This window comes from Halobacterium sp. MBLA0001 (assembly GCF_049705385.1).
In the GTDB taxonomy this organism is placed as follows: Archaea; Halobacteriota; Halobacteria; order Halobacteriales; family Halobacteriaceae; genus Halobacterium; species Halobacterium salinarum.
This window is the reverse complement of record NZ_JBNAMQ010000007.1, coordinates 1,184,269-1,207,774: the sequence shown is the minus strand read 5'-3', so window position 1 is coordinate 1,207,774 and position 23,506 is coordinate 1,184,269. Positions and strand designations below refer to the sequence as shown.

Below are 23,506 nucleotides of genomic sequence, written 5' to 3'. Positions count from 1 at the left end.
GGACGCAGTATTATGTCTTTTCCAATCGCTTAATCGCCGTGCGTCCCGGCGTGGGACACCACCGCGATCGGGAGCGGCGTCCCCCAGGACAGCGTGACGGGGCTGTCGACGGGGACGCGGCCGTGGGCGTGCCCGTCGGCGTGGAGTTCAACGGTGGTTTCGTCGCGGGCCACCGTGACCGAGACCGGCGGGCAGACGACCCAGTTGGTGCGGTCGACGCGGAACGGCGAGACGGGAACGACGGCGGCCGCCGAGACGCCGGGGGCGAGGTGCGGGCCGCCGGCGTCGGCGGCGTATCCATGGCTCCCGAGTGGCGTGGCGGCGACGATCCCGTCGGCGCGGACCGACGCCACGGTCCGGTCGGGCGTCGAGACCGTGTACTCGGAGATCTTCGCGGGCGCGGTCGTCATCAGCGACACGTCGGCGATCGCGCGCGCGTCGGTGGTCGGCGTGGTCACGTCGAACGTGGGGTGGTCGACGACCGCGTACGAGCCGGCGGCGACAGCGGCGATCGCGTCGGTGGTGTCGGCGGGGGCGACGCTGTCGGGGGCGGCGTCGACGTCGACCGGCACCACCGGCGGCTGTGCGGCGGGCGCGACGTCGGACAGCGCGGCCGCGCGGAGCCCGGCGTCACCGACCGCGACGACGACGTCAGCGGCTGCGGCGTCCCCAACCAGGGTTGCGTCGTCGCTCGCGGTGAGCGTCGCGACCGTGGGGGCGGTGCTGTCGCCGCGGACAGCGACGTGGAGTGTCACCGCGGCCACAACCCCGGTTGCGGTGGTGGCGACAGCGCTCCGAAAGTCGGCGTCTGTCTCATCGGTAACATCGGGGACCGCGACTCACAAAAACCCGACGGGCGCGACCCGGACGCCGGGAGCGTGGCGGCGTGGCGACTAGTACGGCCAGTCGCCGGTGATCTGCATGCCTTCGGCGAGGCCTGCGTCCGTCAAGCCGGCGGCAACGTCGGCCTCACTGGCGTGTGCGACCGCGAAGCCGTCGTCGGCCAGGCGAGCCGCGAGCGCGGCGAGGAGGATGGCGTGCTCGCGGAACGTCCGGAGTTCGAGTTTGTCGAGCGTGTCGGCGGACGTGTGCCCCCAGCCGCGGCCGCCGGCGGCGTCGCTGGTGGCGTGGTAGCCGGGAACGCCGTGTTTGACGTACGCCCAGTGGTCGGAGTGGGGGTTGAGGGCTGGGGCGACCGTGATCGGGTGGGCGAACGTGTCGCTGACCGCGTTGGCGGCGTCCCCGAGCGCGTCGAAGCGGTGGGTGTACAGCTTGAGCGTGCGCTCGCGCACCACGCCGTCGAGGTTGAGCACCGCGCGAACGTCGTCGAGGTCGCGCTGGGCGGCGTCGTGGTGTGAGCCGACGAGCCCGACCTCTTCGGCACCGAAACAGACGAAGTGAACGCGCGTGTCGAGCGCCGACTCCCGGGCGGCCAGGATGCGTGCGAGCTCGACGGCCATCGCAGTGCCGGCACCGTTGTCCATCGCCCCGTCCGTGATGTCGTGGGCGTCGACGTGGCTGGTGACCAGTAGCTCGGCGTCGGTGTTCGGGCCGAGTGTCGCGTGGACGTTCTGGCTGGTGGCGTCGTGCGTGTCGGCGTCGACGGTGAGCGTGACGGTGTCGTGCTCGAAGCGCCGGGAGAGCCGGGTTCCCGTCTCCGTGGAGACGCCGACCGCGGGGATCTCGCCGATCGGGTCGTCGCCGGTGCCGACGCTGCCGGTCGCCGGGAGACAGCCCGCGACGTGGTTCATGTACACGAAGCCGGCGGCACCGGCCGCGACGGCGTGGGCGTATTTCTCTCGGCGGTGGAGGTGGCGGTCGTACCAGTCGGGCACGTCGGCGGCGACCATCACGATCGCGCCGTCGAGGTCGGCGTCCTCGAAGTCCGCGGGCAGTCCGTAGCCGAGGTCGACGAACTCGCCGGCGGCGGTCCCGGCGGGACTGCGCGGGAGTGCGATGGTGTCCGCGGTGGTGTCGGCGGGCGTCTCGATGGCGCTGTCGCCGCGCGTCCACCCCTGGACCGGGAACGTATCGAGCCACGCGTCGTCGGCGTGCTGTGCGAGCGCGTCCCGGGTTGCGGCGGCGGCCTCGCGTTCGCCGTCGCTGCCCGCCATCCGGGTGGGGGTGTCAACGAGTCGTTGGAGGTGCGTCCAGCCGGTGGTGCTGGTGAACGTGTCGCCGATCCAGTCGGTCATAGCGGGGCGGACGCGGGGCGTGGGCTAAGAAGTTATGGAAGAACAGCGAGCTACAGCTCGTCTTCGTCTTTGAGGCCGGCGATCACGTCGTCGACGAGGGCGTCGACGGAGTCGTAGGGGAAGTCCGCGCGGCTCGAGAGCTTGGTGGCCAGCTCCATCGCCGTCCAGGATTCGCCGCCGGCCTCGAAGGACGTCGAGGGGCCGCTTGGGAGCGCCGGCACGAGCCCCATCTGGTTTTTGACGGGATAGTCAGCGGTTGCGAACGCGTCGGTGAGTTCCTCGCGGAGTTCGGACTCGACAGTGGACATGGGAGGGTCGTCGGTACCACCAATGATAAGGGTTCTGGAACGACGGACGTGCGGACGCGCGTTGTCGGTGGCGGCCTCACGGGGGCGTGTGGCGAACGGACAAACCAAAGTCTTCAGTAGCCGTGATTCCTTAGCCGCACGTATGAACTCCGAGACCGATGTGGGGGTGTCCCGGCGGAGCGTCCTTCGCGGCGGCGTGGCTGCCGCTGCGGGTGCAGCGGCCACGGGCACGGCGGCGGCAGCCGAAGGCGAGGGCGGTGACGGCGGCGGGGAGAAAGTCGTGAAAGTCGGCCCCAACGGGAGTAACGTCTTCAAGCCCGCGGAGATGTACGTCAAACCCGGCACGAAAGTGCGGTTCGTCTGGGAGTCCGGCGGCCACAACGTCCACGCCACGGAGGTGCCGGGCGACGCCGACTGGGGCGTGAGCACGGATATCGCTGGACCGCCGAAGGAGTACACCCACACGTTCGACGGTCCGACGGGGGAGTACAACTACGTCTGTACGCCACACGCCTCGCTGGGGATGAAAGGCACCATCATCGTGACCGACAGCCCGCCGGAGAACAAGGGCTACCAGACGATCGTCCCGGATTCCGCGAAGACGATGGCCGTCGGAGCGATGGGGTCGATGACGTCCGTGCTGGGGTTGGCGTATTTCTTCATGAAGTACGGCGGCGACTACGGCGAGTAACGCCTGCGGTCACGTCAGCGTGACGTCCAGCTCGACGGGGCGTGGTTCGCCTTCGAGGTCCTCGACGACGCGCTCGACGACGCGCTGGCCTTCCTCGGCGATTTTCTCGGTGACGCGGTCGGCCACCCAGTCGAAGGAGACGAACGCCGGCAGGTCGATGAGGCCGCGCGCGCTGCCCGGGTCGTAGGTGACGACGAACGAGACGGCTGCGCCGGCGTCGGCGTCGGCGATCAGCCAGTCGCCGGCGGCGTCGAGGCTGCCCAGGATCTCCCAGCTGATGCGCGCCGGGGGGTCGGTGTCGGTGACCCGGGAGCGAACCGTCTGTGAGAGCTTCCACCAGGCGAACGTGAGGTCGTACTCGGTGCCGGGGCCGCCGTCGCCGTGTTGTGTGACCGACTCCAGGTACGCCGAGTACTGCGCGTACCCGGGGAAGTCAGCGAGGAACGTGTAGGCTTCGTGGGGCGGCACGTGGACGGTGGTGGTGACTTCGAGGGTGGCCACGGATCTACGTGGGGTGCTGGTGGCTTAGTCGTACCGCGGCGTGGCCGGCACCGGCGGGGCGTGGAGTACAGCGATTTAAGACGCCGGCTCACTGAGTCGAACCCGAATGCTCTCCGGAGTGAACGTCGCGGTGGGTGTGACCGGCAGTATTGCGGCGGTGAAAGTCGTGGAGTTCGTCCACGAGCTTCGCCGGCGCGGCGCGTGCGTCCGCGCGGTGATGACTGAGAGCGCGCAGGGGATCATCCACCCGTGGGCGGTGGAGTTCGCTACCGAGAACCCGGTCGTGACGGAGATCACGGGCACGGTTCCGCACGTCGAGCTGTGCGGCCGGGACGGCTGGGCGGACGTGTTCGTGGTTGCACCGGCGACGGCGAACACAGTGGGGAAGATCGCGGCGGCGGTCGACGACTCGCCGGTGACGACGTGTGTGACGACTGCGGTGGGCGCTGACGTGCCGGTGGTGGTTGTGCCGGCGATGCACGAGCCGATGTACGACCACCCCGGCGTTCGTGACGCGATCGATCGCGTGTCTTCGTGGGGGGTGTCGGTCGTCGATCCGCGCATCGAGGAGGGGAAAGCGAAGCTCCCCCGTGAGTCCACGATCGTCCACGAGACGGCACGCGCGGCCGGCGAGCAGCCGCTTGCGGGCACGCACGTGGTCGTGACATCGGGCGCGACGAGCGAGGCGATCGACCCGGTGCGGGTGTTGACCAACCGGGCGTCCGGGCGGACGGGGCGGGCGGTCGCCGCGGCGTGTTACGTCCGCGGCGCGCGGGTCACGCTCGTCCACGACGCGAGCGACGGCGGGGCAGCGCCGTACGCGGACGTGCGTGACGTGTCGTCGGCCGCCGAAATGACAGCGGCCACGCTGGCGGCCTGTGCGGACGCCGACGCGCTGGTGTCGGCGGCGGCGATCAGCGATTACACCGTCGAGGCGGCCGGCGAGAAGCTGCGGTCGGGCCGCGAGGACGTGGCGCTGTCGTTGGAGCCGACGCGGAAGCTGGTGGGGGCGGTTCGGGACGACAACCCCGACCTCCCGATCGTCGGGTTCAAGGCCGAAACGCCGGCCGACGACGGGACGGCGGGCGACGACAGCATGGTGGCCGCGGCGCGCTCGCTCCTCCAGCGGGACGGGCTGGCGTTCGTGGTTGCCAACGACGCCGGCGTGATGGGCAACGACGAAACCCGCGCACTGTTCGTCACCGCGGACTCCGTCAGCGAGTACGCCGGCCACAAGCGCGGCCTCGGTGCGCGGATCGCGGAGCGCCTGGCTGTGTTCGCGTAGCGCGCGTGTCGGCGGTCCGGTCGGGGAGGTGATAGGACGCCGGGAGAACCGGCGCTCATCCGAGAAACCGAAGGTATCAACATCGGGTATCACGACCCTTCACACACGACAATGACGACAGTCACGCGGCCGCCTGGCAGTGCGCGGTCCGAACCGCCGGAGGTGAGTGATGGCGGATAACGACCTGCTGATCCCGGTTGCGGACTCCGAGACGGTCAGGCAGACCGTCTCCCATGCGGCCGACCGCGCGCAGGAACGCGACGGAACGCCGACGCTTCATTTCGTCTGCCCGGTCTCCGAGCGGCCGGCGAACGCGGCCGACAGCGCGGCTGCAGCCGAGGCCGAAGCGTTGCTCGATCGGGTGTCGGTGTGGGCCACCGACGATCTCGGCGACGACGCATCGAGGGTCGCCATCGAGACGAGCCTGGTCGGGCTGGACGTCTACCTGTTCAACCCGGGCGATTACGCCGACGTCTTCGGCGCATACGCACGTGAAAACGGGGTCACTGCGGTCGTGCTTGACCCACGGTTCAACCCCCTGGGGATGGCCCCGCTGCTCCCGCCGTTGGAGCGCGAGCTGGAGGCCGCCGGGCTGACAACCGAGCTCGCACCCGTCGAGCGCGCGACCCGGCGCGGCCCGATCACGCGATCGGCCGGCCTGGGGCAGTTCGCGCTGCTGTTCGGCGCGGCGTTCGGGTTCTACCAGCTCATCGCCACCGAGCTCACGACCGTCAACCTCATCACGGGCGCGATCACCGCAACCATCGTCGCGGGCGTGCTGCGCCGTGTCTCCACGCAGGGGTCGGTGCGCCCGCGCCGGCTGGTCGGCCGCGTCGGCCGCATGCTGGTGTACGCGCCGTACCTGCTGTGGGAGATCGCGAAAGCGAACGTCGCGATCGCGAAGGTGGTGTTGCATCCCCGGCTCCCGATCGACCCGGCCGTCGTGGAGTTCGACGCCGCGGTGTGGTCGGAGCTGCCCGCAACGACGCTCGCGAACAGCATCACGCTGACACCCGGGACGCTGACCGTGGACGTGACACAGCGACATTTCACGGTGCACAGCCTCACCGCTGACGCCCGCCGCGACCTGCTTGCGGGCGGGCTCGAACGCGCCGTTCGGTTCGTCTTCTACGGGCGGGCGGCGATGCGGTCGGCGACCCCGTCCGAGCGCGGTGAAACCCCGGACGGGAGCGTCGACAGTGCCGGCATCGACAGCGCACAGTCGGCATCGCGCACCGACACCAACGCGGGTGACTCGGAGTGACACTGCTGTCCGAGGTGCTGTTGGCCGGTGCCGGCGCGTTCATCCTGCTGTCGGCGGTCGTGTTGTACCGGGTGCTCGTCGGACCGACGATGCAGGACCGCGTCATCGGCGTGAACGCCATCGGCACGAACATCGTGGTGATCCTGGCGCTCGTCGGCGCGGCCACGGAGCTGACGGCGGCCCTGGACATCGCCATCGTGTACGCGCTGTTGAACTTCCTGATGAGCATCGCCATCTCGAAGTTCACGGTCGAACGGGGTGGGGTACTGTGACGCCGACCACGATCGCCGCCGGCGTGTTGCTCGCCGGTGGCGTCTTCTTCACGTTCGTCGCCGCCGTTGGCCTGCTGCGGCTGCCCGACATCTACACGCGCGCCCACGGCGCGTCGAAAAGCGACACCCTGGGTGCCGGACTCGCGCTCGCAGCCGTCGCCGTCGCGTTCGGCGGCGGCCTGTCGAGTCTGAAAGCCGGCCTGCTGTTGGTATTCATGTTCATCACGAACCCGACCGCGGCGCACGCGATCGCGCGCGCCGCCGCCGACCAGGGAATCGACCCGTGGACAGCCGACGACCACGAGGGAGGTGAGGGGGAATGAACATCGAACTCCCGCTGTTGGTGTTCGTGGTCGCAACGGCGCTTGCGACCACCGTGCTCCGTGACGTGCTCGCGTCGATCATCGCGTTCGCGACGTACAGCCTCGGCGTTGCGGTCGTCTGGGTGGTGTTGCAGGCCCCCGACGTCGGGCTGACCGAGGCGGCAGTGGGTGCCGGCGTCACCACCGTGTTGTTCCTGCTGACGATCGCCAAGACCGTGCGCCCCGGTGACGAGGCGGTGTTCGAGCGCCTCAACGTGCCCGCGTTCGGTGCCGCTGTGGTGCTCGTCGGGGCGCTGTTGACGACGGTGCACGCGCTGCCGACGATCGGCGACCCCAGCAACATCGCGGTCACGTCGGAGGTGACGCGGTACTACATCGACCACGCCTACCACGAGGCGGGCGTGAAAAACGTCGTGACGGCCGTGCTGGCGTCGTACCGTGGGTTCGACACCCTTGGTGAGGCGGTTGTCGTCTACTCGGCGGGCGTCGGACTGCTCGTGGTGTTGCGCCGGGAGGTGTTCGCATGAGCGACCGCCCCTCGTCGTCGCAGCGCCAGTCGTACATCGAGAGCTCGATCATCATGGGAACGGTCCGGGTGGTGTCGCCGTTCGTGTTCACCTACGGGCTGTTCGTGATGTTCCACGGCGCGGATTCGGCCGGCGGCGGCTTCCAGGGCGGCGTCATCGTCGCGACGGTGATGTTGATGCTGGGGATCGCGTTCGGCATCGACCCGGTCAGGGAGTGGGTCGGGGAGCGGCTGCTCGTGGCGATCGTCGTCGGCGGCGTCACGGCGTTCCTCGCCGTCGCGTCCAGCACAGTCCTGTTGGGCGGTGCGTTCCTGGACGTCTCCGTGTTCGGCGGGCACCACGCCAGCAAGTACAGTATCGAGATCATCGAGTTGTTCATCGGCGCGATCGTGGCGAGCACCATCACGGGGTTGTTCATCGCCATCGACGCCGGGACGAACGACGACGGAGGCAACGACAAATGATGGAAGCACTCGCGGCGAAAGACTACTACATCGCGTCGTTCCTGCTGATCGGGATCGGAACGTACGTCATGATCGCTGCCGGTAATCTCGTGAAGAAGGTCATCGGCATGAACATCTTCCAGACGGGCATCTTCCTGTTTTTCATCGCGTCGGCGTACGTCGAGGGCGGCACCCCGCCGCTGTTGACATCCGAGACGCCACACGTCAGCCCGGTGCCCCACGTGCTCATCCTGACCGCGATCGTCGTCGGGGTGGCGCTGACCGCGGTCGCGCTCGGGATGATCGTGCGCATCTACGACGACTACGGGACGCTCGACGAGCGCACGCTCAAGGAGGTGCGCAGCAGTGACTGATCTGGTTCCGTTCGTGGTTGCGGTCCCGATCTTCGGGTCGGTGCTGGCGTTCGCGGCCGGGATCGCGCGCCCGAAGACCGGGTGGCCGGTCGCGGCCGTCGCGTCGCTGGCTCAGGTCGCCGTCGCCGGCGTGCTGGCCGCGGCGACGTTCGGCGCCGGGCCCGCCCGGATCGCGTACGTCGTCGGCGGCTTCGAGACGCCGTTCGGGATCGAACTGGTCGTCGACGGGCTGTCGGCGACGGTGCTGGTGTTGATCGCGGTGGTGTCCCTGGGTGTGCTGGCGTACGCCCGCCGCGCGGGCCCACGGTCGAACGCGTTCTACGCGATCTACATGCTGCTGGTGGCCGGGCTGTCCGGGATGACCGTCACCGCGGACCTGTTCAACATGTACGTCTTCCTGGAGATCACGGGGCTGACGGCGTACGCGCTGGTGGCAGCCGGCGAGGACAGCCGGTCGACGGTCGCCGCCCTGAAATACCTCCTCGTGGGGACGTTCGGCGCGTCGCTGTTCCTGCTGGGGATCGGGTACGCGTACGTCGGCACCGGCACACTGAACATGGCCGACCTGGCCGCGAAGCTCGCGGATGCTGACCCCGTGCTCGCGCAGGCGGCGTTCGCGCTCATCGTCGTTGGGTTGTTCATCAAGGTGGCCGTGTTCCCGCTGCACACCTGGCAGCCCGACGCGTACGCGGGCGCACCCGACACCGTGAGCGCGCTCATCTCCGCGCTCGTCTCCACCGTCGCGGCGTACGCGCTGTTGCGCGTGGTGTACACCGTGTTCGGCGCTGGGTTCCTCGATTCGACGCCGGTCGCTCGGGCGATCCTGATCGGCGGCGCCGTCGTCAGCATCGTCGCGGGAAGCCTGCTTGCGGTCTCCCAGTCCGAGATCAAGCGCGTGCTCGCGTACTCCTCGGTGTCGCAGTTCGGCCTCATCCTGGCTGCGATCGCGATCGGGAACGACACCGCGCTGACCGGGGCGGCGATCCACCTGGTCGGGCACGCGGTCATGAAAGGCGGGTTGTTCCTCACCGCGGGGGTCGTGGCGACGGAGACGGGCGCGCGAACGATCGACGAGTTCGACGGGTTGGCCGACCGCAGCCCGGTTGCTGCGGGCGCGTTCGGCGTGCTCGCGGTGTCGATGGTCGGAGTGCCGCCGACGGTCGGCTTCGCGGGCAAGTGGTATATCGCGATCGGCGCGGCCGAGGCGGGATCGTGGGCGCTGCTGGCCGTGATCGTGGCGAGCACGCTGCTCACGCTGGCGTACTTCCTGCGGCTCGTCGAGCGGATGTTCTTCCGGGCGCCCGCGACGGTGCCCGCTGACGGCCGCTCCGACGGCGCCGAGACGCCGGCGTCGTCGTCGACGGGGATGTACGCGACCGTCGTCGGCGCGACCGTCTGCGCCGTTGCGCTCGGGTTCGGTGCGTTCGTGTACAGCACACAGATGCAGGCGACACTCACACAGCTTCTGTCATGACAGAAATCACCTCACTCCGGCCGCTGGCCGCGGTGCTCGTGTCGGTGGTTGCCATCGCGCCGATCCTGGCGTCGGGCAGCCGCCCGAACCTCCGGGAGGGCTGGACGCTGCTGGCGTCCGTGCTCACGCTGGGCCTGGTCGGCAGCATGGTGCCGGGTGCCATCGCGGGCGACGTCTACGTCACCACGCTGTCCACGTTCGTCCCGGGCGTCTCGCTGGCGCTGCGGGCGGACGCACTCGGCGTGTTGTTCGCGCTGCTGGCGAGCACGCTGTGGCTGGCGGCGAGCTTCTACAGCATCGGCTACATGCGGGGGCTCGGCGAGCACAGCCAGACCCGGTATTTCGCCGCGTTCGCGGGCAGCATCGCGTCCGCGATCGCCGTGGCGTTCGCCGCGAACCTCGTGGTGTTGTATCTGGCCTACGAGCTGCTGACCGTCGCGACGTACCCACTGGTCGTCCATGACGAAACCGACGCCGCGCGGGCGGCCGGTCGGAAGTACCTCGCGTACACGTTCGGTGGCGGCGTCGCGGTGCTCGCGGGCGTCGTGCTCGTCTACCACGCCACCGGCACCACCGCGTTCGCGCCCGGCGGCATCGGCGGGCTCGCGACCGCCGACCCGACGCTCGCGCGGGCGGCGTTCGGCCTGCTCATCACCGGGTTCGGGGTGAAGGCGGCGCTCATGCCGCTGCACTCCTGGCTGCCCGACGCGATGGTTGCGCCCACCCCCGTCTCGGGGCTGTTGCATGCCGTGGCGGTCGTGAAAAGCGGCGTGTTCGGGATCGCGCGCGTGCTCTTGGACGTCTACGGGATCGACCTCGTTGCCCACCTCAACGTGGGCATGGCGGTCGCGGTCGTCGCGGCGATCACGCTCATCGTGGCGAGCGTCATCGCGCTCCGCCAGGACAACCTCAAGCGGCGGCTGGCGTTCTCGACGGTGAGCCAGCTGTCGTACATCGTGTTGGGGCTGGCTGTCGGCGCAGCCACCCCGGGAGCCGACGCCACCAAGTGGGCGCTCATCGGGGGGCTGTTGCATATCCCCGCACACGCGTTCATGAAGCTCACACTGTTCTTCTGTGCGGGCGCGTTGCACGTCGAAACCCACACCGACGACATCTCGGACATGGCCGGCATCGGCAAGCGCATGCCGCTGACGATGACGGCGTTCGCGGTCGCCGCCGCGGGGATGGCTGGCATCCCGTTGGTCGCCGGGTTCGTGAGCAAGTATTTCCTGCTCATCGGCACCGTCACGGGCGGCCACCTCGTGTTCACGGCGGCGCTGTTGGTCTCCGGCGTGCTCAACATCGCGTACTTCTGGCCGGTCGTCTACACGGCGTTCTTCGAATCCCAGGGTGACAGCGACGAGAAACCCCTGGTCAGTGGGGCGCTCGGCGGCCGGCTGGCCGGACACACCCGCACCGACGGCGGCCACGAGGGCGGCGGCTTCGAGCGCCGGGCGGTGTCCGGCGCGGAGGGGTCGTGGTTCCTCATCGGACCGGTGGTGTTCGCGGCGTTCGGGTCGATCGTGCTGGGCGTGATCCCGGACACCGCGGTGTTCCTGTCCCTCGTGCGGACGGTGGTTGACACCGCGACCGCGATGGGGGTGGTGGGTGTATGATCGACGCCTTCGTGCCGCCGTTCGTGCCGGTGTTGGTGGCCGCGCTGCTGGTGCCGTTTCTGTCGCGGCGGACCGGGCACGCGCTGGGCGCGGTGGCGTCGGCGGCCGTGGTGCCGTACGTGTGGCTGGTCGCCACGGGCGCACACCTGCCGGTGAAGCTGTTCGGGTTCCACGCGATCCTGCTCAACGTCGACCCGTTCTCGACGCTGATGGGGCTGATCTTCGGGCTCATCGGCGCCGCCGGCGTGGTGTACTCGTACGCCAGCGACGCCGAGAACATCCAGACCGCGTTCGCGCTGGGGTACGTGGGGACCAGCCTGGGTGCCGTGTTCGCGGGCGACTGGCTCACCCTCATCTTCTTCTGGGAGCTGATGGCCGCCACGAGCACGCTGCTGGTCTGGCATTACGGCGGGAAGGCCGTGCGTGCGGGGTTCCGATACGCGCTCGCCCACGGCATCGGCGGGACGCTGTTGCTCGCCGCGATCATCTGGCAGTTCGCCGAAACGGGCACGTTCCTGTTCGGGTCGGTGCCGGGCGGCCCCGAGACGGCGGGGCTAGCGGGCAGCATCGCGCCCGTGTTGGCGGCGCTCGGGATCGGCGTGAACGTCGGGTTCGTGGGGCTGCACGCGTGGCTGCCCGACACCTACCCGCGCCCGCACATCGCCGCCAGCGTGTTCCTGTGCGTGTTCACCACGAAAACCGGCGTGTACGGGCTGTATCGCGTGTTCCCCGAGCACGGGAACATGGCGGTGGCGTACATGGGTGGCGCGATGGCGGTGTTCGGCGCGATGATGGCGCTGTTCCAAAACGACATGCGGCGGCTGCTCTCGTATCACATTCAGTCGCAGGTCGGGTACATGGTGGCCGGCGTGGGCATCGGCTCCGCGCTCGCACAGGCCGGCGCGTTCGCGCACGTGTTCAACCACATCCTCTACAAGGGGTTGTTGTTCATGACGGCGGGCGTCATCGTCTACCGGACCGGTGAGGAGCGCCTCCCGAAGCTCGGCGGGCTCGCCCGCGAGATGCCGATCACGGCCGGGGCGTTCACCGTGGCGGCGCTGTCGATCAGCGGGTTCCCCGGGTTCAACGGCTTCGTCTCGAAGGGCATCATCATCTCGGCGAGCCACTACATGCACGCGCCGCTGGTCACTGTCGGGGAGTTCACCGGCCTCCAGGTGTTGTTGTTGCTCGGTGGCGTCGGTACGTTCATGTCGTTCATCAAGTTCGGGTATTACGCGTTCTTCCACGGGAGCTACGACGGCACCGTGAAAGACGCCAACCGCGGGCAGGCCGCCGCGATGGTCGCGATCGCGGCGCTGTGCCTGGGGTACGGGCTGTACCCCGAGGGGTTGTTCGGCATCCTCCCGATCGACGTGACCACGAACCCGCCGGTCGGCCACGTGTACACGACGTACACGATGTCCCACCTCACGGAGGGCGTGGCGCTTGCCGTCCTGGGCGTGATCGGGTTCGTCCTCGTGAAGGCACCGCTATCGGGGCTCGGGCGGGTGCCCGACGTCGACGCCGTCTACAACCGCGTGCTGTTCTACGGCACGCGGGCGCTCGTGGTCGGCGTGACCGAGCTGTACGCGGCCGTGGATCGCGTTGTCGTGGCGGCGGCGTCCGCGACCGCGGGCGTCGTTCGCGCGCCGGACGCAGTGGCCGGGCGGCTGCTCGGTGACACGGATTCGCCGGTGTCACTGCGGGCGGACTACAGCACGAGCATCCTGGTGGTGGCTGTGGTTGTGGCCGCGTTCGTCGTGGCGATCACCGCCCTGTAGGGCGTACCACGGGCATTCCGTTCCGTCACCTTTTCGTCGGCCCGCGAGTATTTCCTGCATGGATCGGCTCAAGCAGTCCCTGCTCGATGCCCCCATCATCGAGAAGGACGGTTACCATTATTTCGTACATCCGATCAGTGACGGCGTCCCGATGCTGGAGCCGGAGTTGCTGCGGGAGATCGTCATTCGCATCATTCGGAAGGCCGAACTCGACGAGGTCGACAAGATCGTCACCCCCGCAGCGATGGGGATCCACATCTCCACGGCGGTCTCGTTGATGACGGACATCCCGATCGTGGTCATTCGGAAACGCGAGTACGGGCTGCCCGGCGAGGTCGCGCTCAGCCAGGAGACGGGCTACTCGGAGAACGAGATGTACATCAACGACGTTCACGAGGGCGACCGCGTGCTCGTGCTCGACGACGTGCTGTCGACCGGCGGGACGCTGCGCGCGATCACGGACGCCTTGGAGCAGACCGGCGCGGACGTCGCGGACGTGCTGGCGGTCATCAAGAAGGCGGGGCCGAACGAGCTCGACGACACGGACATGGACGTGCGGACGCTGATCAACGTCGACGTGGCGGACGGCGAGGTCGTCGTCGTCGACGACCAGGGCGATCACTGAGCCGGGAAGCCGGCGGGGATCGCGGCGGACACGCGGTTTTTCTTCTCGGGTGCCGTACGAAGGGGTACATGGCATCCGCACTGCTGGTCGTGAGCGAGGAGGGATACTGGGGCGAAGAATGTATCGAGCCGTTGACGACGCTCGACGACGCTGGGTTCGACGTGACGGTGGCGACGCCGAGTGGCGGGCCGGCCGTGCTCGACGAGCGATCCGTCGACACCGCCGAGGTCGACGCCGACACCGCCGAGTGGGTGCAGGAGGTCCACGAGAACGACGAACGGCTGAACGACCCCGAGCCGCTGGCCGCCCAGACGGCCGCGGACTACGACACGGTCGTGTTCCCCGGTGGGCACGGCGCAGAGTGGGACGTGAACCAGGACGTCGACGCGCGCCGGCTGCTGCGGAACGCGGTCGCCGGCGAGGACGGGACGGCGCTGGTTGTCTGCCACACCATCGGCATCCTGGCGTGGACGCGCACCGACGACGGTGACTTCCTGGCGGAGGGCCGGTCGGTCACCGGCTTCCCCAACGAGTGGGAGGAGGGAATCGTCGACGAGCACGACCGGCTGCCCGACGGCCGCAAGCTCCCCTACTGGGTCGAGGACGAGGTCGTGGCTGTGGGCGCAGACTGGGACGCCGAACTCGATTCGGAGACGAGCGTCACGGTCGACGGCGACCTGGTGACCGCGCGCGGTCCGGGGTCGTCGGCGGCCGCCGCCGACAGGCTGCTCGACGAGCTCGACGTGTAGGAAATCTCCCACACGGCGACCGAATCAGAACCCTTATCCGTAAAACCGAGTTATGGATTGATAGCGGGATGGGATAGCCAGGAGATTCCGCCGGGCTCATAACCCGGAGATCGGTAGTTCAAATCTACCTCCCGCTACTCCTCTGGAACTCGACTCCTGAGCCTCGCCACCGTTGCGGGGCCCCCCGAGAGTTCCTGTCCCCTGCTTGTGGAGCGGTGCGTGTTCTCATTACAGCCGAGCGCAGCGAGCGCCGGCGCGGATCGTGTCGTCGATCGCCGGCAGCGACTGCCCCACGGGGTCCAATCAGCGCCGAACCGCGTCGACGATCGTGTTCCGGTAGCGCGTGGCGAGTTCGCGGACGACGAGTCGGTCGCGGGGGTCGACGCCGAGGACCGAGAGCGCGCCGAGATACGAGGGCAGGCCGACGAGAACACCGGCAGCGATTGCCAGCGAGCCGTCCACGAGCAGGGATCGGACGCCGAGCATCGCGGCGGCCATCACGGCGCCGGCGGCGAGCGGTCGGAGGAACGTGGCATCGAACGGCCAGAGGCCTTCGAAGCGCCGGAGGAGCAGGACCTGAAGGGCGTTCTGGACGGCGATGGCCAGCGAGGTGCCGAGCGCCGCGCCGACGAGCTTGAACTCGACGACGAAGACGTACGTGAGGGCGACGTTGAGCACGGCGAGCAGCCAGTCCAGCGCCATCCGGGCGTACTGGTGGCGGTCATCATGAGCAGCCAGCCGGTCGCGCCCACGGCGCTGCCGACGAACACGCCCGCGAGGTAGACGGCGAGCGGCCCGTATCCGCGGGTGTACGTCGGGCCGAACAGCGCGAGCAGGTCGCGGCCGAACACGAGCTCGACGGCGAGGATGGGGACGACGGTGGTGACGATAAGCCGGGTCACCGACGAGTAGACGGCGTTCAGGGTGTCGATGTCGCCGGCGGCGTGGAGCCGGGAGGCGACCGGGGGGAGCAGTTGGTTGAACGACAGCAGGGGGATCCACGCGATGGAGACGAGCACGAGCACGACGTTGTAGACGCCGGCCGCGACGGCCGTGAGGAGCGCGCCCACGAGGAGGATGTCGGCGCGGTTCTGGAACACCTTCCCGAAGCTGCTCATCGCGACCGGGGCTGCGTGGTCGTAGAACCGGCGGGCGTCCCGGCGGAGGCCGCGCAGCGTCGGCGTGACGCCGGTGACGCGCGCCGTGAGTGGGAACCCGAGAACGACGAGGACGAGCATGCTGGCGGCGTATGCGCCGGCGACGCCCACCACGGAGTAGCCGAGCGCGAGCGCCGTGAGCGCGCCCACGAGGCGGACGGCGGGCCGGAGGAGTTTATTGAACAGGACTTCACCGCGGGCCGAGCCGTCGGCGCGGAAGGTGGCGGCGTACACCATCACGAGGCCGACGAGCACGACGACCGCGCCGAGCAGCCGCATCGCCGCCGGGAACGACGGGTGGTCGACGGTGGCGGCGTTCAGGCGGGGTGCCGCGAGCCAGACGCCCGCCGTGATGAGCAGGCCAACGCCGGCGGTGGTGACGTACGCGAGGCCGGTCACCCGAGAGCGGCGGCGGGCGTCGGCGGCGGGCAGGTACCGCTGGAGGGTGGGGACGCTGCCGAAGGTGACCAGCCGGGACAGCAGCTGTGCGATCCGCCACGCGAGCGCGTAGACGCCGTACGCGACGGGGCCGAGACCGCGGGCGAGCACGAACTCCACTGCGGCGACGAGCGCGCGCTGGGCGGAGACGCCGCCGGAGGTGACGACAGCGCCGTGAGAGATCGTCACCAGCGCGTCGCGTTCAGCCTCTGACACTGTCTCGCCGGGGGCGGTCGCCTCGTGGTCGTCGGTGCTGTCTCCCATCGTGCTGTGACGTGCGAGTGCGCGTCGCCGAGTAAGCTATTCGGTCCGCCGGCCGGCGGAGCCGCGGGCGGAACCCGAAAACGTTTGCCGGATCAACGCCACGCCTCCGCTAATGGAGTTCGGGGTGGTCGCTCGATGGTGGGTGTTCTTCGGGGTGTTGTTGGTGGCAGGCCTACCCGTGGCGTCGCGCCTGCTCCCGGACGCGCCCGACCGTGGGGCGTCGGTTGCGATGCCGCTGTCCCTGGTGGTGGTGACGCTGGCGACCCTCTGGGTGGGGCAGGTCGCGTACGGACAGCTGGTCGTCGGCGGGGTGTTCGTGGCGGTTCTCGCGGCAGCCGCGTGGCTGGCGCGCGGTGGTGTCGAAATCCCGCGGAAGCCGCTGCTGGAAGTGGTCGGCGTGTTCACGGTCGCGTTCGTGTTCCTCATCGTTGTCCGGGCGTGGGCCGACGGGGTTCAGCCGGGCGGCGGCGAGCAGTTCCTGGATTTCGGGCTGTTGCAGGCGCTCGACCGGGCCGGCCAGCTACCCCCGCGTGACATGTGGTTCGCGGGCGAGCGCGTCGTCTACTACTACGGCGGCCAGCTCATGGCGAGCATCGGCGCCCACCTCACGGACACGGCCCCGCGGTTCGCGTACGAGCCCGCGCTCGCCGGCGTTTACGCGATGGGGTGTACGGCGGCGTACGGGCTTGCGAGCACGATCGCCGCGGGCAACGGCGGCGAGGGTCGGCCGGTGGGTGTGCCGACAGCGATCGGTGGGGCCGGGGTCGCGATGGCCGTGGTGGTGCTGGCGACCGGCGTCGACTGGCTGGTCGTCGCGCTCCCGGCGGCCGCCGCTGCGGTCGTCGTCACGCGGCCCAGGCGCGTGCGAGCGGGCGTGCTCGGGGCGTTCGCGTTCGGGTTCGCGAGCAATCTCGGGCCGGTGATCCGGCTGCTCGCGGCGCGCGTGGACGTTGTCAGGGCGGCGGTCGTGGCCGCGGGGATCAACGCCGACCGTCGGCCGGCGATCACCCCCGAGGCGTTCGACATGTGGCACGCCAGCCGGTTCATGGAAACCGGGCTCAACGAGTTCCCGCTGTTCGCGTACCTGAACGGCGACCTCCACGCCCACATGGTGAGCGTGCCCGTGCTGTTCGTCGCCGTGGCGGTCGGGGTGGCGTACTATCGGACGCCGGCCCGACAGCGGCGGCGGCGTTGGGCGCTGCTGTGGGGCGCGTTCCCGGTGGCCGGGGCGGCGATTCTGACCGTGAACACGTGGAGCCTGCCGACCGTGTTCGGGGTGGCCGCGCTCGCCGTCGCGCTGGCCGACCCCGCGCCCGTCACACTGCTGCCGACGGGGGTGCAGCGGTGGACGCGTCGGCGGTCGGCGGTGGGGCAGTCGGTGCACCGCGTCCTGCTGGCGGTGGGCGTCGCGGCCGTCGGTGGCGTGCTCGCCGTGGCGATCGCGTGGCCGTTCGTGCAGAACGTGTTGTTGGCCGGCGCGAGCAACCAGCACCTGGCCGTGCTGCCGGTGCCGTCGCAGGCGGGCGCGCTGGTGTTCGTGCACGGGCTGTTCCTCGCGGCGTTCGGCGCGTACTTCGTGTCGCGCGTGGCGACATCGGTGGCCGGCTGGGTGGTCGCGGCGGCGGCTGCGGGCGCTGCGGTGGCTGTGGCGGTGGCCGTTGGACCGGTCGTCGGTGGCGTGGGCATCACCGCGGTGGTGCTCGTGGGGCCGGTGCTGGGCGCTGCGTGGTGGCTCCGCCGCCGAAACGCCGCCGGGGTCGAGTGTGTGCTGGTGGCCGCGGGCGCGGGGCTGGTGGTGCTCGTGGAGTACGTCTACTTGGCCGACGCGGCGTCCTACGAGCGGTTCAACACCGTGTTCAAGGTGTACGCACAGGTGTGGGCGCTGTGGTCGGTGGCGGGCGGCGTTGCGCTCGCTGGCGTCTCCGAACGGCGCGCATCCAGCAGGGGCCTGGGAGCAGTGTTCGTGGTGGGGCTGGTGGTGGCGGCGTCGGTCTACGGCGGGCTGGCGGTGACCACGCACGCCGCGAACGCCGACGACGCGTCCCTGGACGCCCTGGAGTACGCCGGCGACGCCCATCCAGGGGAAGCAGCGGCCGCCAGGTGGCTGGGGGACCGACGCAGGGGAACACGGATCATCGCGGCACCGGGCGTCGATCCGTACACGTGGCAGAACCCGGCGGCGAGTTTGAGCGGGGTGCCGACCGTCGCGGGGTGGGCCCACGCCGCCAACTACCACAGTCAGGCGGCGTGGGAGCAACGCGTCGACGACATCGGCGTCGTCTACGAGACGACGGACGCCGCGTCACGGGCGGCGATCCTCGAAAAGTACGACGTGACCTACGTGTGGGTGGGGCCGGTCGAGCGCGCGCGCTACGAGATCCCGGATCTCAGCGCCGACCCCGGGATCGAGCCGGTACACCGGACGCCAGCGGTCACGATCTATCGGGTGACGGACGGCGAACTCGTCGCGCCCCGCAGCGGCCCCATCACGGTCACAACGACGCCACAAGCGGCGACCGCGATGGCACCGGGGGCTCAGACCGCGAGGTCGCCGGCGCGCTTCGTGACGGTGACGTCTTCGGCGTCGACGGCCGTGACGTCCAGCCAGTGGGGGACGAAGTTGCGTTTCTCGTAGTCCTCAAGCTCGTCTTCGTCGCCGGCGATACACCACAGCTGGACCTCGTCGGGGCCGTGCCAGTCGCCGTTCCGGGTGACCTGGAAGAGGTGTTTCTCCTCGCCGTCGACCTCGACGATGCCCTCCCGGCGGACGTCGGCGTCGCCGTGGATGATGAGCCGCTCCATGCGTTCGGTTTCGGCGTAACGCGGATTAAACGCTTCGAAGCCCCCCTGCGGCGGTGCGTCCGAACCAGTACGTGGGGTGGGCGAGGACGACGAGCAGGGGCAGCCACGCGACGAGCACGAGCGTCGGACCGACCACGGCGACGACCGCCGCTGGCGGTGCCAGAACGGCTGCGAGCCGCTGCCAGCGACTCGCGGGGGCGACGTCGTGGGCCGCGCCGAGGACGACGAACACGCCGAGTTGCGCCACGAGCAGCCCCGAGACGACAGCCCTGCGGACGGTCGGCAGCGCGACCGCGGGGTGTGTGAGTGCGCCGCCGACGGCGGCGAGCGTGCCGAGCGCGATCGGGGTGCCGACCGCCGCTGCTGTGAGGCCGCGAACCGTTCGGAGCCGCCCGCTGGCTGCGAGTGTCCCGACGGCGGCGGCAGTGAGCGCGGCGAACAGCGCGGCGGCGATGGAGAGCTCGAAGTACGTAGAGACCACGCCGGACCCGACGAGCGCGACGGCCGCAGCCCCGCCAGCGGCGGCGACGACGGTGCCGGCTTGGGTGGAGCCAGCGGTCGGCACGCGCGTGCCGACCGCGCGCGTCGACCACAGCAGCCCGGCGAGCACGGCCAGCGTCGGCGCGAGCACGATGGCTGCGTACCGGAGGAATGCGGGGCCGGTTTCGGCGACGAGGGCGGCCTGCGTGGCGGCGGTGGCGAGGAGGCCGTCGTCGGTAGCGTACGCGATGACTGCGTCGTCGAGCTGGTCGCCGCGCGTCCACGTTGTCACGGGTGCGTCGGCGGGGCCGTGCGTGACGACGTGGTCGGCGGGCGCGTGCAGCCGGACGGCGTCGGCGTCGACTTCCCAGCCCGTCGGTCTGCCGTCGGCGACGGCGTCGACGACGACCACGCCGCCCGCTGCGGTGTGGGCGACGCCGGGCGCGTCGTACTCGATGGTGACGGTGTCCCCGCCAGCCGTGAGAGTGGCGGCTGCCGGGACCGGCGCGATCCCGTCGGTCGCAGTGGGGTCGCTGCCGGCCGCGAGTGCCGCGAGGACGGCGTCGGCGTTGGCGGCGGCCCAGCGGGCGTCCGCCGAGCCAACGGTCAGATCAACGGACACCTGGGTGGTGCCGTTGGCGGCAACATGGACGTCCATCGTGGACGCCGCAACGGTGGTGTTGTCGCCGCCGGCCGCCGCCGCGGCCTCCTCGAAGCTCGGACCGCACGCACCACAAACGTCCGCTGGCGGTGGTGCCGCCGCGGCCGGTGGGGCAGCGCCGAGCGAGAACGCCGAGACCACGATGACGACGGCGATGAGACCAATGCGACTCGCGTCGGCACACTCAGACACGGCGGACAGCGATCGGGACGAGGGGGGCGGTGACATGTCCGACGTGTCACATCGAACTGTCAAAACGTTTGCTCGGCAACCGCCGCGGGGCGTCCAACTCGAACGACGGTTCTGCTGCCGCCCCCGAACCAAACGGATTTTAAACAGCCGAATCATATCGGGGGATAACAGAGCTGATTCCGCCTATGGAGATGCCACGCCGATTCAACAGCTACTGCCCGAACTGTGACGAACACCACCAGCTTGAGGCCGAGAAGGTGCGTTCCGGCCGCTCGTCTGGCATGAAATGGGACGCTCGCCGCACGAAGCGCGCCAACGCGTCCATCGGGAACCACGGTCGGTTCTCGAAGGTCCCGGTCGGCAACAAGCCGACCAACCGGACGGACCTCAAGTACCGCTGCAGCGAATGCGGCAACGCCCACCTGCGTGAGGGATGGCGCGCCGGCCGACTGGTGCTCCAGGAGTAGACCAATGTCAGGAGGATTTTACAACGTCGAATGTCCGGATTGTGAGAACGAACAGACCGTCTTCGGGAAGGCCTCCACGGAGGTCGCCTGTGCCGTCTGCGGGACGACGCTCGCGCGTCCGACCGGCGGCGAGGCCGACCTCCTCGGTGAGGTCATCGAAACCGTCGAGGCCAGATGAAATACGAGGGCTGGCCCGACGAGGGCGAACTGGTCGTCGGGAAAGTCGACGACATCGAGGACTTCGGGGTTTTCGTCGACCTCGAACAGTACCAGGACAAGCGTGGGCTGGTCCACGTCAGTGAGGTCGCCAGCGGCTGGATCAAGAACGTCCGCGACCACGTCAACGAGGACCAGACCGTCGTCGCGAAGGTGTTGGGCGTCGACGAGTCCGCCCAACAGATCGACCTGTCGTTGAAAGACGTCAACGACCACCAGCACTCGGACACGATCCAGGAGTGGAAGAACGAACAGAAGGCCGACAAGTGGCTGACCCTGGCGTTCGGCGAGGACATGGCCGACGACCAGTTCCGCCGCATCGCCAACGGCCTGCTGGCGGACTTCGGGAGCCTCTACGACGGCTTCGAGCAGGCGGCCATCCACGGCCACGAGGCGCTGGCTGACACCGCCCTCGAAGACGACGAGATCGACGCCATCGTCGAGACCGCCCGCGACAACGTCTCCGTGCCGTACGTCACAGTCACGGGGTACGTCTCGCTGCAGTCGCCGGACGGGGACGGCGTCGACACGATCAAGGACGCGTTACAGGCCGCGGAGGGCAACGGCGAGGTGCCCGACGAGGTCGACCTGGACGTGACGTACGTCGGTGCGCCGGAGTACCGGCTGCGCGTGCAGGCACCGAACTACAAGACCGCGGAGTCCGCGCTCGAGGCGGCCGGCGACCGCGCCGTCGACTCGGTCACGGCCCACGACGGGAGCGGCGCGTTCCACCGCGAGCGCCAGCTCGACGACGACGCGTAATGAAGTCGGATATCCGCGTCTGCGAGGCGTGGCGCAGCCACCACGACGGCCCCGTCTACACGCTGTCGGAGACGTGTCCCGAGTGTGGCGGTGACGCCGTCAACAGCGCGCCAGCGCCGTTCGACCCGGCGGACCCACACGGCAAGTACCGACGCGCTCTTAAGGAGCGCCGCCGGCTGTAGGTATATGGACGAACTCAGCATTGAGTGGGTTGCAGAGCCATCGCTGGACGATCCGGCGCTCGTCGAGGGGCTGCCGGGCGTCGGGCACGTGGGCAAGCTGGTCGCCGAGCACGTGATCGCGGAAGCGGACAGCGAGCTCGTGTGTCGCGTGCACAGCGAGTACTTCCCGCCACAGGTCACCGTCGGCGACGACAGCGTCGCGGAGCTGGCGGCGGCGGAGATCCACGCCGTCGAGACGAGCGGCCGGGATCTGCTCGTGGTGACCGGCGACCACCAGGCCCAGGACACCGTGGGCCAGTACCGCGTGACCGAGGCGTTCCTGGACGCGGCCGCGGAGTTCGACGCGACGGACGTGTTCTCGCTCGGCGGCGTCCCGACCGGCGAACTCGTCGAGGACCACGACGTGATCGGCGCGGTCTCCAGTGCGGCGCTGAAAGACGGGCTCGCGGACGCCGGCGTGGAGTTCCGCAGCGAGGAGCCCGCGGGCGGCATCGTGGGATCGAGCGGGCTGCTGGTCGGCCTCGGCGGGAAGCGTGGGTTCGACGCGGCCTGCTTGATGGGGGAGACGTCGGGCTACCTGGTCGACCCGAAGGCCGCCAAGGCCGTGTTGGCCGTGCTGGGGGCGCGACTCGACTTCGAGATGGACGAGGAGGCGCTGGACGACCGCGCCGAGGAGATGGAGGAGGTCGTGTCGCGGCTCCAGGACATGGAGGAGACGCCCAGTCCCGGCGACGAGGACCTGCGGTATATCGGCTGAGCCGCGGCCGGTCGGTCGCGGTGAGCGAACGTTTCTTTTCGACGCAGCCCCCATGATGACGTGTGCCAGGAGCATGGCTCGCGTGGGGGGCTGCGATCACGGGCGGCGTGACAGTGGTTGCGGCCGCGCTGTTCGTCGCCGGGCAGCGGCTGTTCCCCGCGGGGGACAGCCACGGCCCGACGGGGGAGTCCGGGGAGTGGAAGCGCCGCAGGGAGATCCGGGAGTACTTGCACGCGATCGGGGAGCCGTTCGCCGAAGACCACGTGGTGGCTGGTCGCAGCGTGGCGTTCTACCTGCCACAGCGCGACGTCGCGGTGACCTTCGACGCGGGCGCGTATTTCAGCATTCGGAGCGCGGACACGGCGGCGGTGTTGGCCGAGCACGAGCTCCCCGGGTGGGCGATCGGCGGCCGGCTCCCGTTCGAGACGCCGGACGTGAGCGACGTGTTCGAGGCGGCCAGCGCTGCCGAGAGTGACAGCGACGGGGCGGCGGCGATCGAGGACGCCTTCGAGACGCTGGGCGTTTCACGCGGGGCCAGCGACACCGAACTGCGGGCCGCGTACCAGGACCGCGTCAAGGACGCGCATCCGGACCACGGCGGTGACAGGGAGGCCTTCGAGCGCGTCCGGGAGGCGTACGCGGTGGCACAGCAGGCGCGGTAGCCGGCTGGTGGCCGCCGCCGCGGATCGCTGTGCATAAC

Annotated in this window: 26 protein-coding genes, 1 tRNA gene and 1 pseudogene; 21 read left to right on the top strand and 7 right to left on the bottom strand. The window is 69.8% G+C overall.

Annotation, left to right across the window (positions count from 1 at the left end):
- Positions 1-29: 29 nt before the first annotated feature.
- The 3 genes from ACOZ32_RS07475 to ACOZ32_RS07465 all read right to left on the bottom strand — a co-directional run bounded on the left by ACOZ32_RS07475 (position 30) and on the right by ACOZ32_RS07465 (position 2,503).
- Positions 30-755 (bottom strand): NAD(+)/NADH kinase, encoded by a 726-nt coding sequence (locus tag ACOZ32_RS07475; protein ID WP_205251556.1) that lies wholly within the window; start codon positions 753-755, stop codon positions 30-32.
- A 138-nt stretch (positions 756-893) separates the two neighbouring features.
- Positions 894-2,195, bottom strand: a complete 1,302-nt coding sequence (locus tag ACOZ32_RS07470) for a M28 family peptidase (RefSeq protein ID WP_205251555.1) — start codon at positions 2,193-2,195, stop codon at positions 894-896.
- 50 nt (positions 2,196-2,245) lie between these two features.
- A complete protein-coding gene (locus ACOZ32_RS07465) occupies positions 2,246-2,503 on the bottom strand; it encodes an MTH865 family protein (RefSeq protein ID WP_424335121.1) in 258 nt (85 codons plus the stop codon).
- Between the two features lie 142 nt (positions 2,504-2,645).
- Here ACOZ32_RS07465 and ACOZ32_RS07460 point away from each other — a divergent pair, with 142 nt between their 5' ends.
- Positions 2,646-3,194, top strand: a complete 549-nt coding sequence (locus ACOZ32_RS07460) for a plastocyanin/azurin family copper-binding protein (protein WP_012289185.1) — start codon at positions 2,646-2,648, stop codon at positions 3,192-3,194.
- Positions 3,195-3,203: 9 nt separating this feature from the next.
- On the opposite strand, the gene ACOZ32_RS07455 is transcribed toward ACOZ32_RS07460, so the two are convergent.
- On the bottom strand, positions 3,204-3,695 hold the full coding sequence (locus ACOZ32_RS07455) for an SRPBCC family protein (protein ID WP_012289184.1): 492 nt from the start codon (positions 3,693-3,695) through the stop codon (positions 3,204-3,206).
- A gap of 106 nt (positions 3,696-3,801) precedes the next feature.
- On the opposite strand from ACOZ32_RS07455, the gene coaBC reads away from it, so the two are divergent.
- The 13 genes from coaBC to ACOZ32_RS07390 all read left to right on the top strand — a co-directional run bounded on the left by coaBC (position 3,802) and on the right by ACOZ32_RS07390 (position 14,565).
- On the top strand, positions 3,802-4,980 hold the full coding sequence (coaBC, locus tag ACOZ32_RS07450) for a bifunctional phosphopantothenoylcysteine decarboxylase/phosphopantothenate--cysteine ligase CoaBC (protein ID WP_205251553.1): 1,179 nt from the start codon (positions 3,802-3,804) through the stop codon (positions 4,978-4,980).
- A 169-nt stretch (positions 4,981-5,149) separates the two neighbouring features.
- Positions 5,150-6,244 carry a monovalent cation/H+ antiporter subunit E gene (locus ACOZ32_RS07445; RefSeq protein WP_010902382.1) on the top strand — a complete coding sequence of 365 codons (1,095 nt, stop codon included), beginning with the start codon at positions 5,150-5,152 and terminating at the stop codon, positions 6,242-6,244.
- Positions 6,241-6,516 (top strand): cation:proton antiporter, encoded by a 276-nt coding sequence (locus ACOZ32_RS07440; RefSeq protein ID WP_010902381.1) that lies wholly within the window; start codon positions 6,241-6,243, stop codon positions 6,514-6,516. The genes ACOZ32_RS07445 and ACOZ32_RS07440 overlap by 4 nt, the downstream gene beginning before the upstream one ends.
- Positions 6,513-6,839 carry a monovalent cation/H(+) antiporter subunit G gene (gene mnhG / locus ACOZ32_RS07435; protein ID WP_205251552.1) on the top strand — a complete coding sequence of 109 codons (327 nt, stop codon included), beginning with the start codon at positions 6,513-6,515 and terminating at the stop codon, positions 6,837-6,839. The genes ACOZ32_RS07440 and mnhG overlap by 4 nt, the downstream gene beginning before the upstream one ends.
- Positions 6,836-7,366, top strand: a complete 531-nt coding sequence (locus ACOZ32_RS07430; RefSeq protein ID WP_010902379.1) for a DUF4040 domain-containing protein — start codon at positions 6,836-6,838, stop codon at positions 7,364-7,366. Before mnhG ends, ACOZ32_RS07430 begins: the two co-directional genes overlap by 4 nt.
- Positions 7,363-7,830: a Na(+)/H(+) antiporter subunit B gene (locus tag ACOZ32_RS07425; protein ID WP_205252484.1), complete on the top strand. Its 468-nt coding sequence runs from the start codon at positions 7,363-7,365 to the stop codon at positions 7,828-7,830. The genes ACOZ32_RS07430 and ACOZ32_RS07425 overlap by 4 nt, the downstream gene beginning before the upstream one ends.
- The gene (locus ACOZ32_RS07420; protein WP_010902377.1) at positions 7,827-8,183 is read left to right on the top strand and encodes a cation:proton antiporter subunit C; all 357 of its coding nucleotides are present in this window, start codon (positions 7,827-7,829) and stop codon (positions 8,181-8,183) included. Before ACOZ32_RS07425 ends, ACOZ32_RS07420 begins: the two co-directional genes overlap by 4 nt.
- Entirely contained in the window at positions 8,176-9,657 is a 1,482-nt protein-coding gene (locus ACOZ32_RS07415) for a monovalent cation/H+ antiporter subunit D family protein (protein ID WP_205251550.1), read from the top strand. The genes ACOZ32_RS07420 and ACOZ32_RS07415 overlap by 8 nt, the downstream gene beginning before the upstream one ends.
- A complete protein-coding gene (locus tag ACOZ32_RS07410; protein ID WP_205251549.1) occupies positions 9,654-11,273 on the top strand; it encodes a cation:proton antiporter in 1,620 nt (539 codons plus the stop codon). The genes ACOZ32_RS07415 and ACOZ32_RS07410 overlap by 4 nt, the downstream gene beginning before the upstream one ends.
- Positions 11,270-13,054, top strand: coding sequence for a Na(+)/H(+) antiporter subunit D (locus ACOZ32_RS07405; protein WP_424335120.1), 1,785 nt, complete (start codon positions 11,270-11,272; stop codon positions 13,052-13,054). Before ACOZ32_RS07410 ends, ACOZ32_RS07405 begins: the two co-directional genes overlap by 4 nt.
- Before the next feature lie 58 nt (positions 13,055-13,112).
- Positions 13,113-13,679, top strand: coding sequence for a hypoxanthine/guanine phosphoribosyltransferase (gene hpt / locus ACOZ32_RS07400; RefSeq protein WP_010902373.1), 567 nt, complete (start codon positions 13,113-13,115; stop codon positions 13,677-13,679).
- 68 nt (positions 13,680-13,747) lie between these two features.
- The gene (locus tag ACOZ32_RS07395; protein ID WP_424335119.1) at positions 13,748-14,428 is read left to right on the top strand and encodes a DJ-1/PfpI family protein; all 681 of its coding nucleotides are present in this window, start codon (positions 13,748-13,750) and stop codon (positions 14,426-14,428) included.
- Positions 14,429-14,490: 62 nt separating this feature from the next.
- Positions 14,491-14,565 (top strand) — tRNA-Met (locus ACOZ32_RS07390).
- Between the two features lie 166 nt (positions 14,566-14,731).
- Here ACOZ32_RS07390 and ACOZ32_RS07385 read toward each other — a convergent pair.
- Positions 14,732-16,287, bottom strand: a pseudogene (locus tag ACOZ32_RS07385) (lipopolysaccharide biosynthesis protein).
- Between the two features lie 112 nt (positions 16,288-16,399).
- Here ACOZ32_RS07385 and ACOZ32_RS07380 point away from each other — a divergent pair.
- The gene (locus ACOZ32_RS07380) at positions 16,400-18,922 is read left to right on the top strand and encodes a DUF2298 domain-containing protein (RefSeq protein WP_424335118.1); all 2,523 of its coding nucleotides are present in this window, start codon (positions 16,400-16,402) and stop codon (positions 18,920-18,922) included.
- Here the strand turns inward: ACOZ32_RS07380 and ACOZ32_RS07375 are convergent.
- A complete protein-coding gene (locus tag ACOZ32_RS07375; RefSeq protein ID WP_012289181.1) occupies positions 18,823-19,089 on the bottom strand; it encodes an HAH_0734 family protein in 267 nt (88 codons plus the stop codon). The two genes, ACOZ32_RS07380 and ACOZ32_RS07375, sit on opposite strands and share 100 nt — an antisense overlap.
- Positions 19,090-19,114: 25 nt before the next feature.
- Positions 19,115-20,458, bottom strand: a complete 1,344-nt coding sequence (locus ACOZ32_RS07370; protein WP_424335117.1) for a hypothetical protein — start codon at positions 20,456-20,458, stop codon at positions 19,115-19,117.
- Between the two features lie 149 nt (positions 20,459-20,607).
- On the opposite strand from ACOZ32_RS07370, the gene ACOZ32_RS07365 reads away from it, so the two are divergent.
- The 6 genes from ACOZ32_RS07365 to ACOZ32_RS07340 all read left to right on the top strand — a co-directional run bounded on the left by ACOZ32_RS07365 (position 20,608) and on the right by ACOZ32_RS07340 (position 23,468).
- Positions 20,608-20,889, top strand: coding sequence for a 50S ribosomal protein L44e (locus tag ACOZ32_RS07365; RefSeq protein ID WP_012289179.1), 282 nt, complete (start codon positions 20,608-20,610; stop codon positions 20,887-20,889).
- A gap of 4 nt (positions 20,890-20,893) precedes the next feature.
- Positions 20,894-21,067, top strand: a complete 174-nt coding sequence (locus ACOZ32_RS07360; RefSeq protein ID WP_010902367.1) for a 30S ribosomal protein S27e — start codon at positions 20,894-20,896, stop codon at positions 21,065-21,067.
- Complete coding sequence (locus ACOZ32_RS07355; protein ID WP_010902366.1) at positions 21,064-21,867, top strand: translation initiation factor IF-2 subunit alpha; 804 nt, start codon at positions 21,064-21,066, stop codon at positions 21,865-21,867. Before ACOZ32_RS07360 ends, ACOZ32_RS07355 begins: the two co-directional genes overlap by 4 nt.
- Positions 21,867-22,049 (top strand): RNA-protein complex protein Nop10, encoded by a 183-nt coding sequence (locus ACOZ32_RS07350; protein WP_010902365.1) that lies wholly within the window; start codon positions 21,867-21,869, stop codon positions 22,047-22,049. The genes ACOZ32_RS07355 and ACOZ32_RS07350 overlap by 1 nt, the downstream gene beginning before the upstream one ends.
- A 4-nt stretch (positions 22,050-22,053) precedes the next feature.
- On the top strand, positions 22,054-22,806 hold the full coding sequence (locus tag ACOZ32_RS07345; RefSeq protein WP_205251543.1) for a proteasome assembly chaperone family protein: 753 nt from the start codon (positions 22,054-22,056) through the stop codon (positions 22,804-22,806).
- A gap of 62 nt (positions 22,807-22,868) precedes the next feature.
- Positions 22,869-23,468, top strand: a complete 600-nt coding sequence (locus ACOZ32_RS07340; protein WP_012289178.1) for a J domain-containing protein — start codon at positions 22,869-22,871, stop codon at positions 23,466-23,468.
- The last annotated feature ends 38 nt before the right edge of the window (positions 23,469-23,506 follow it).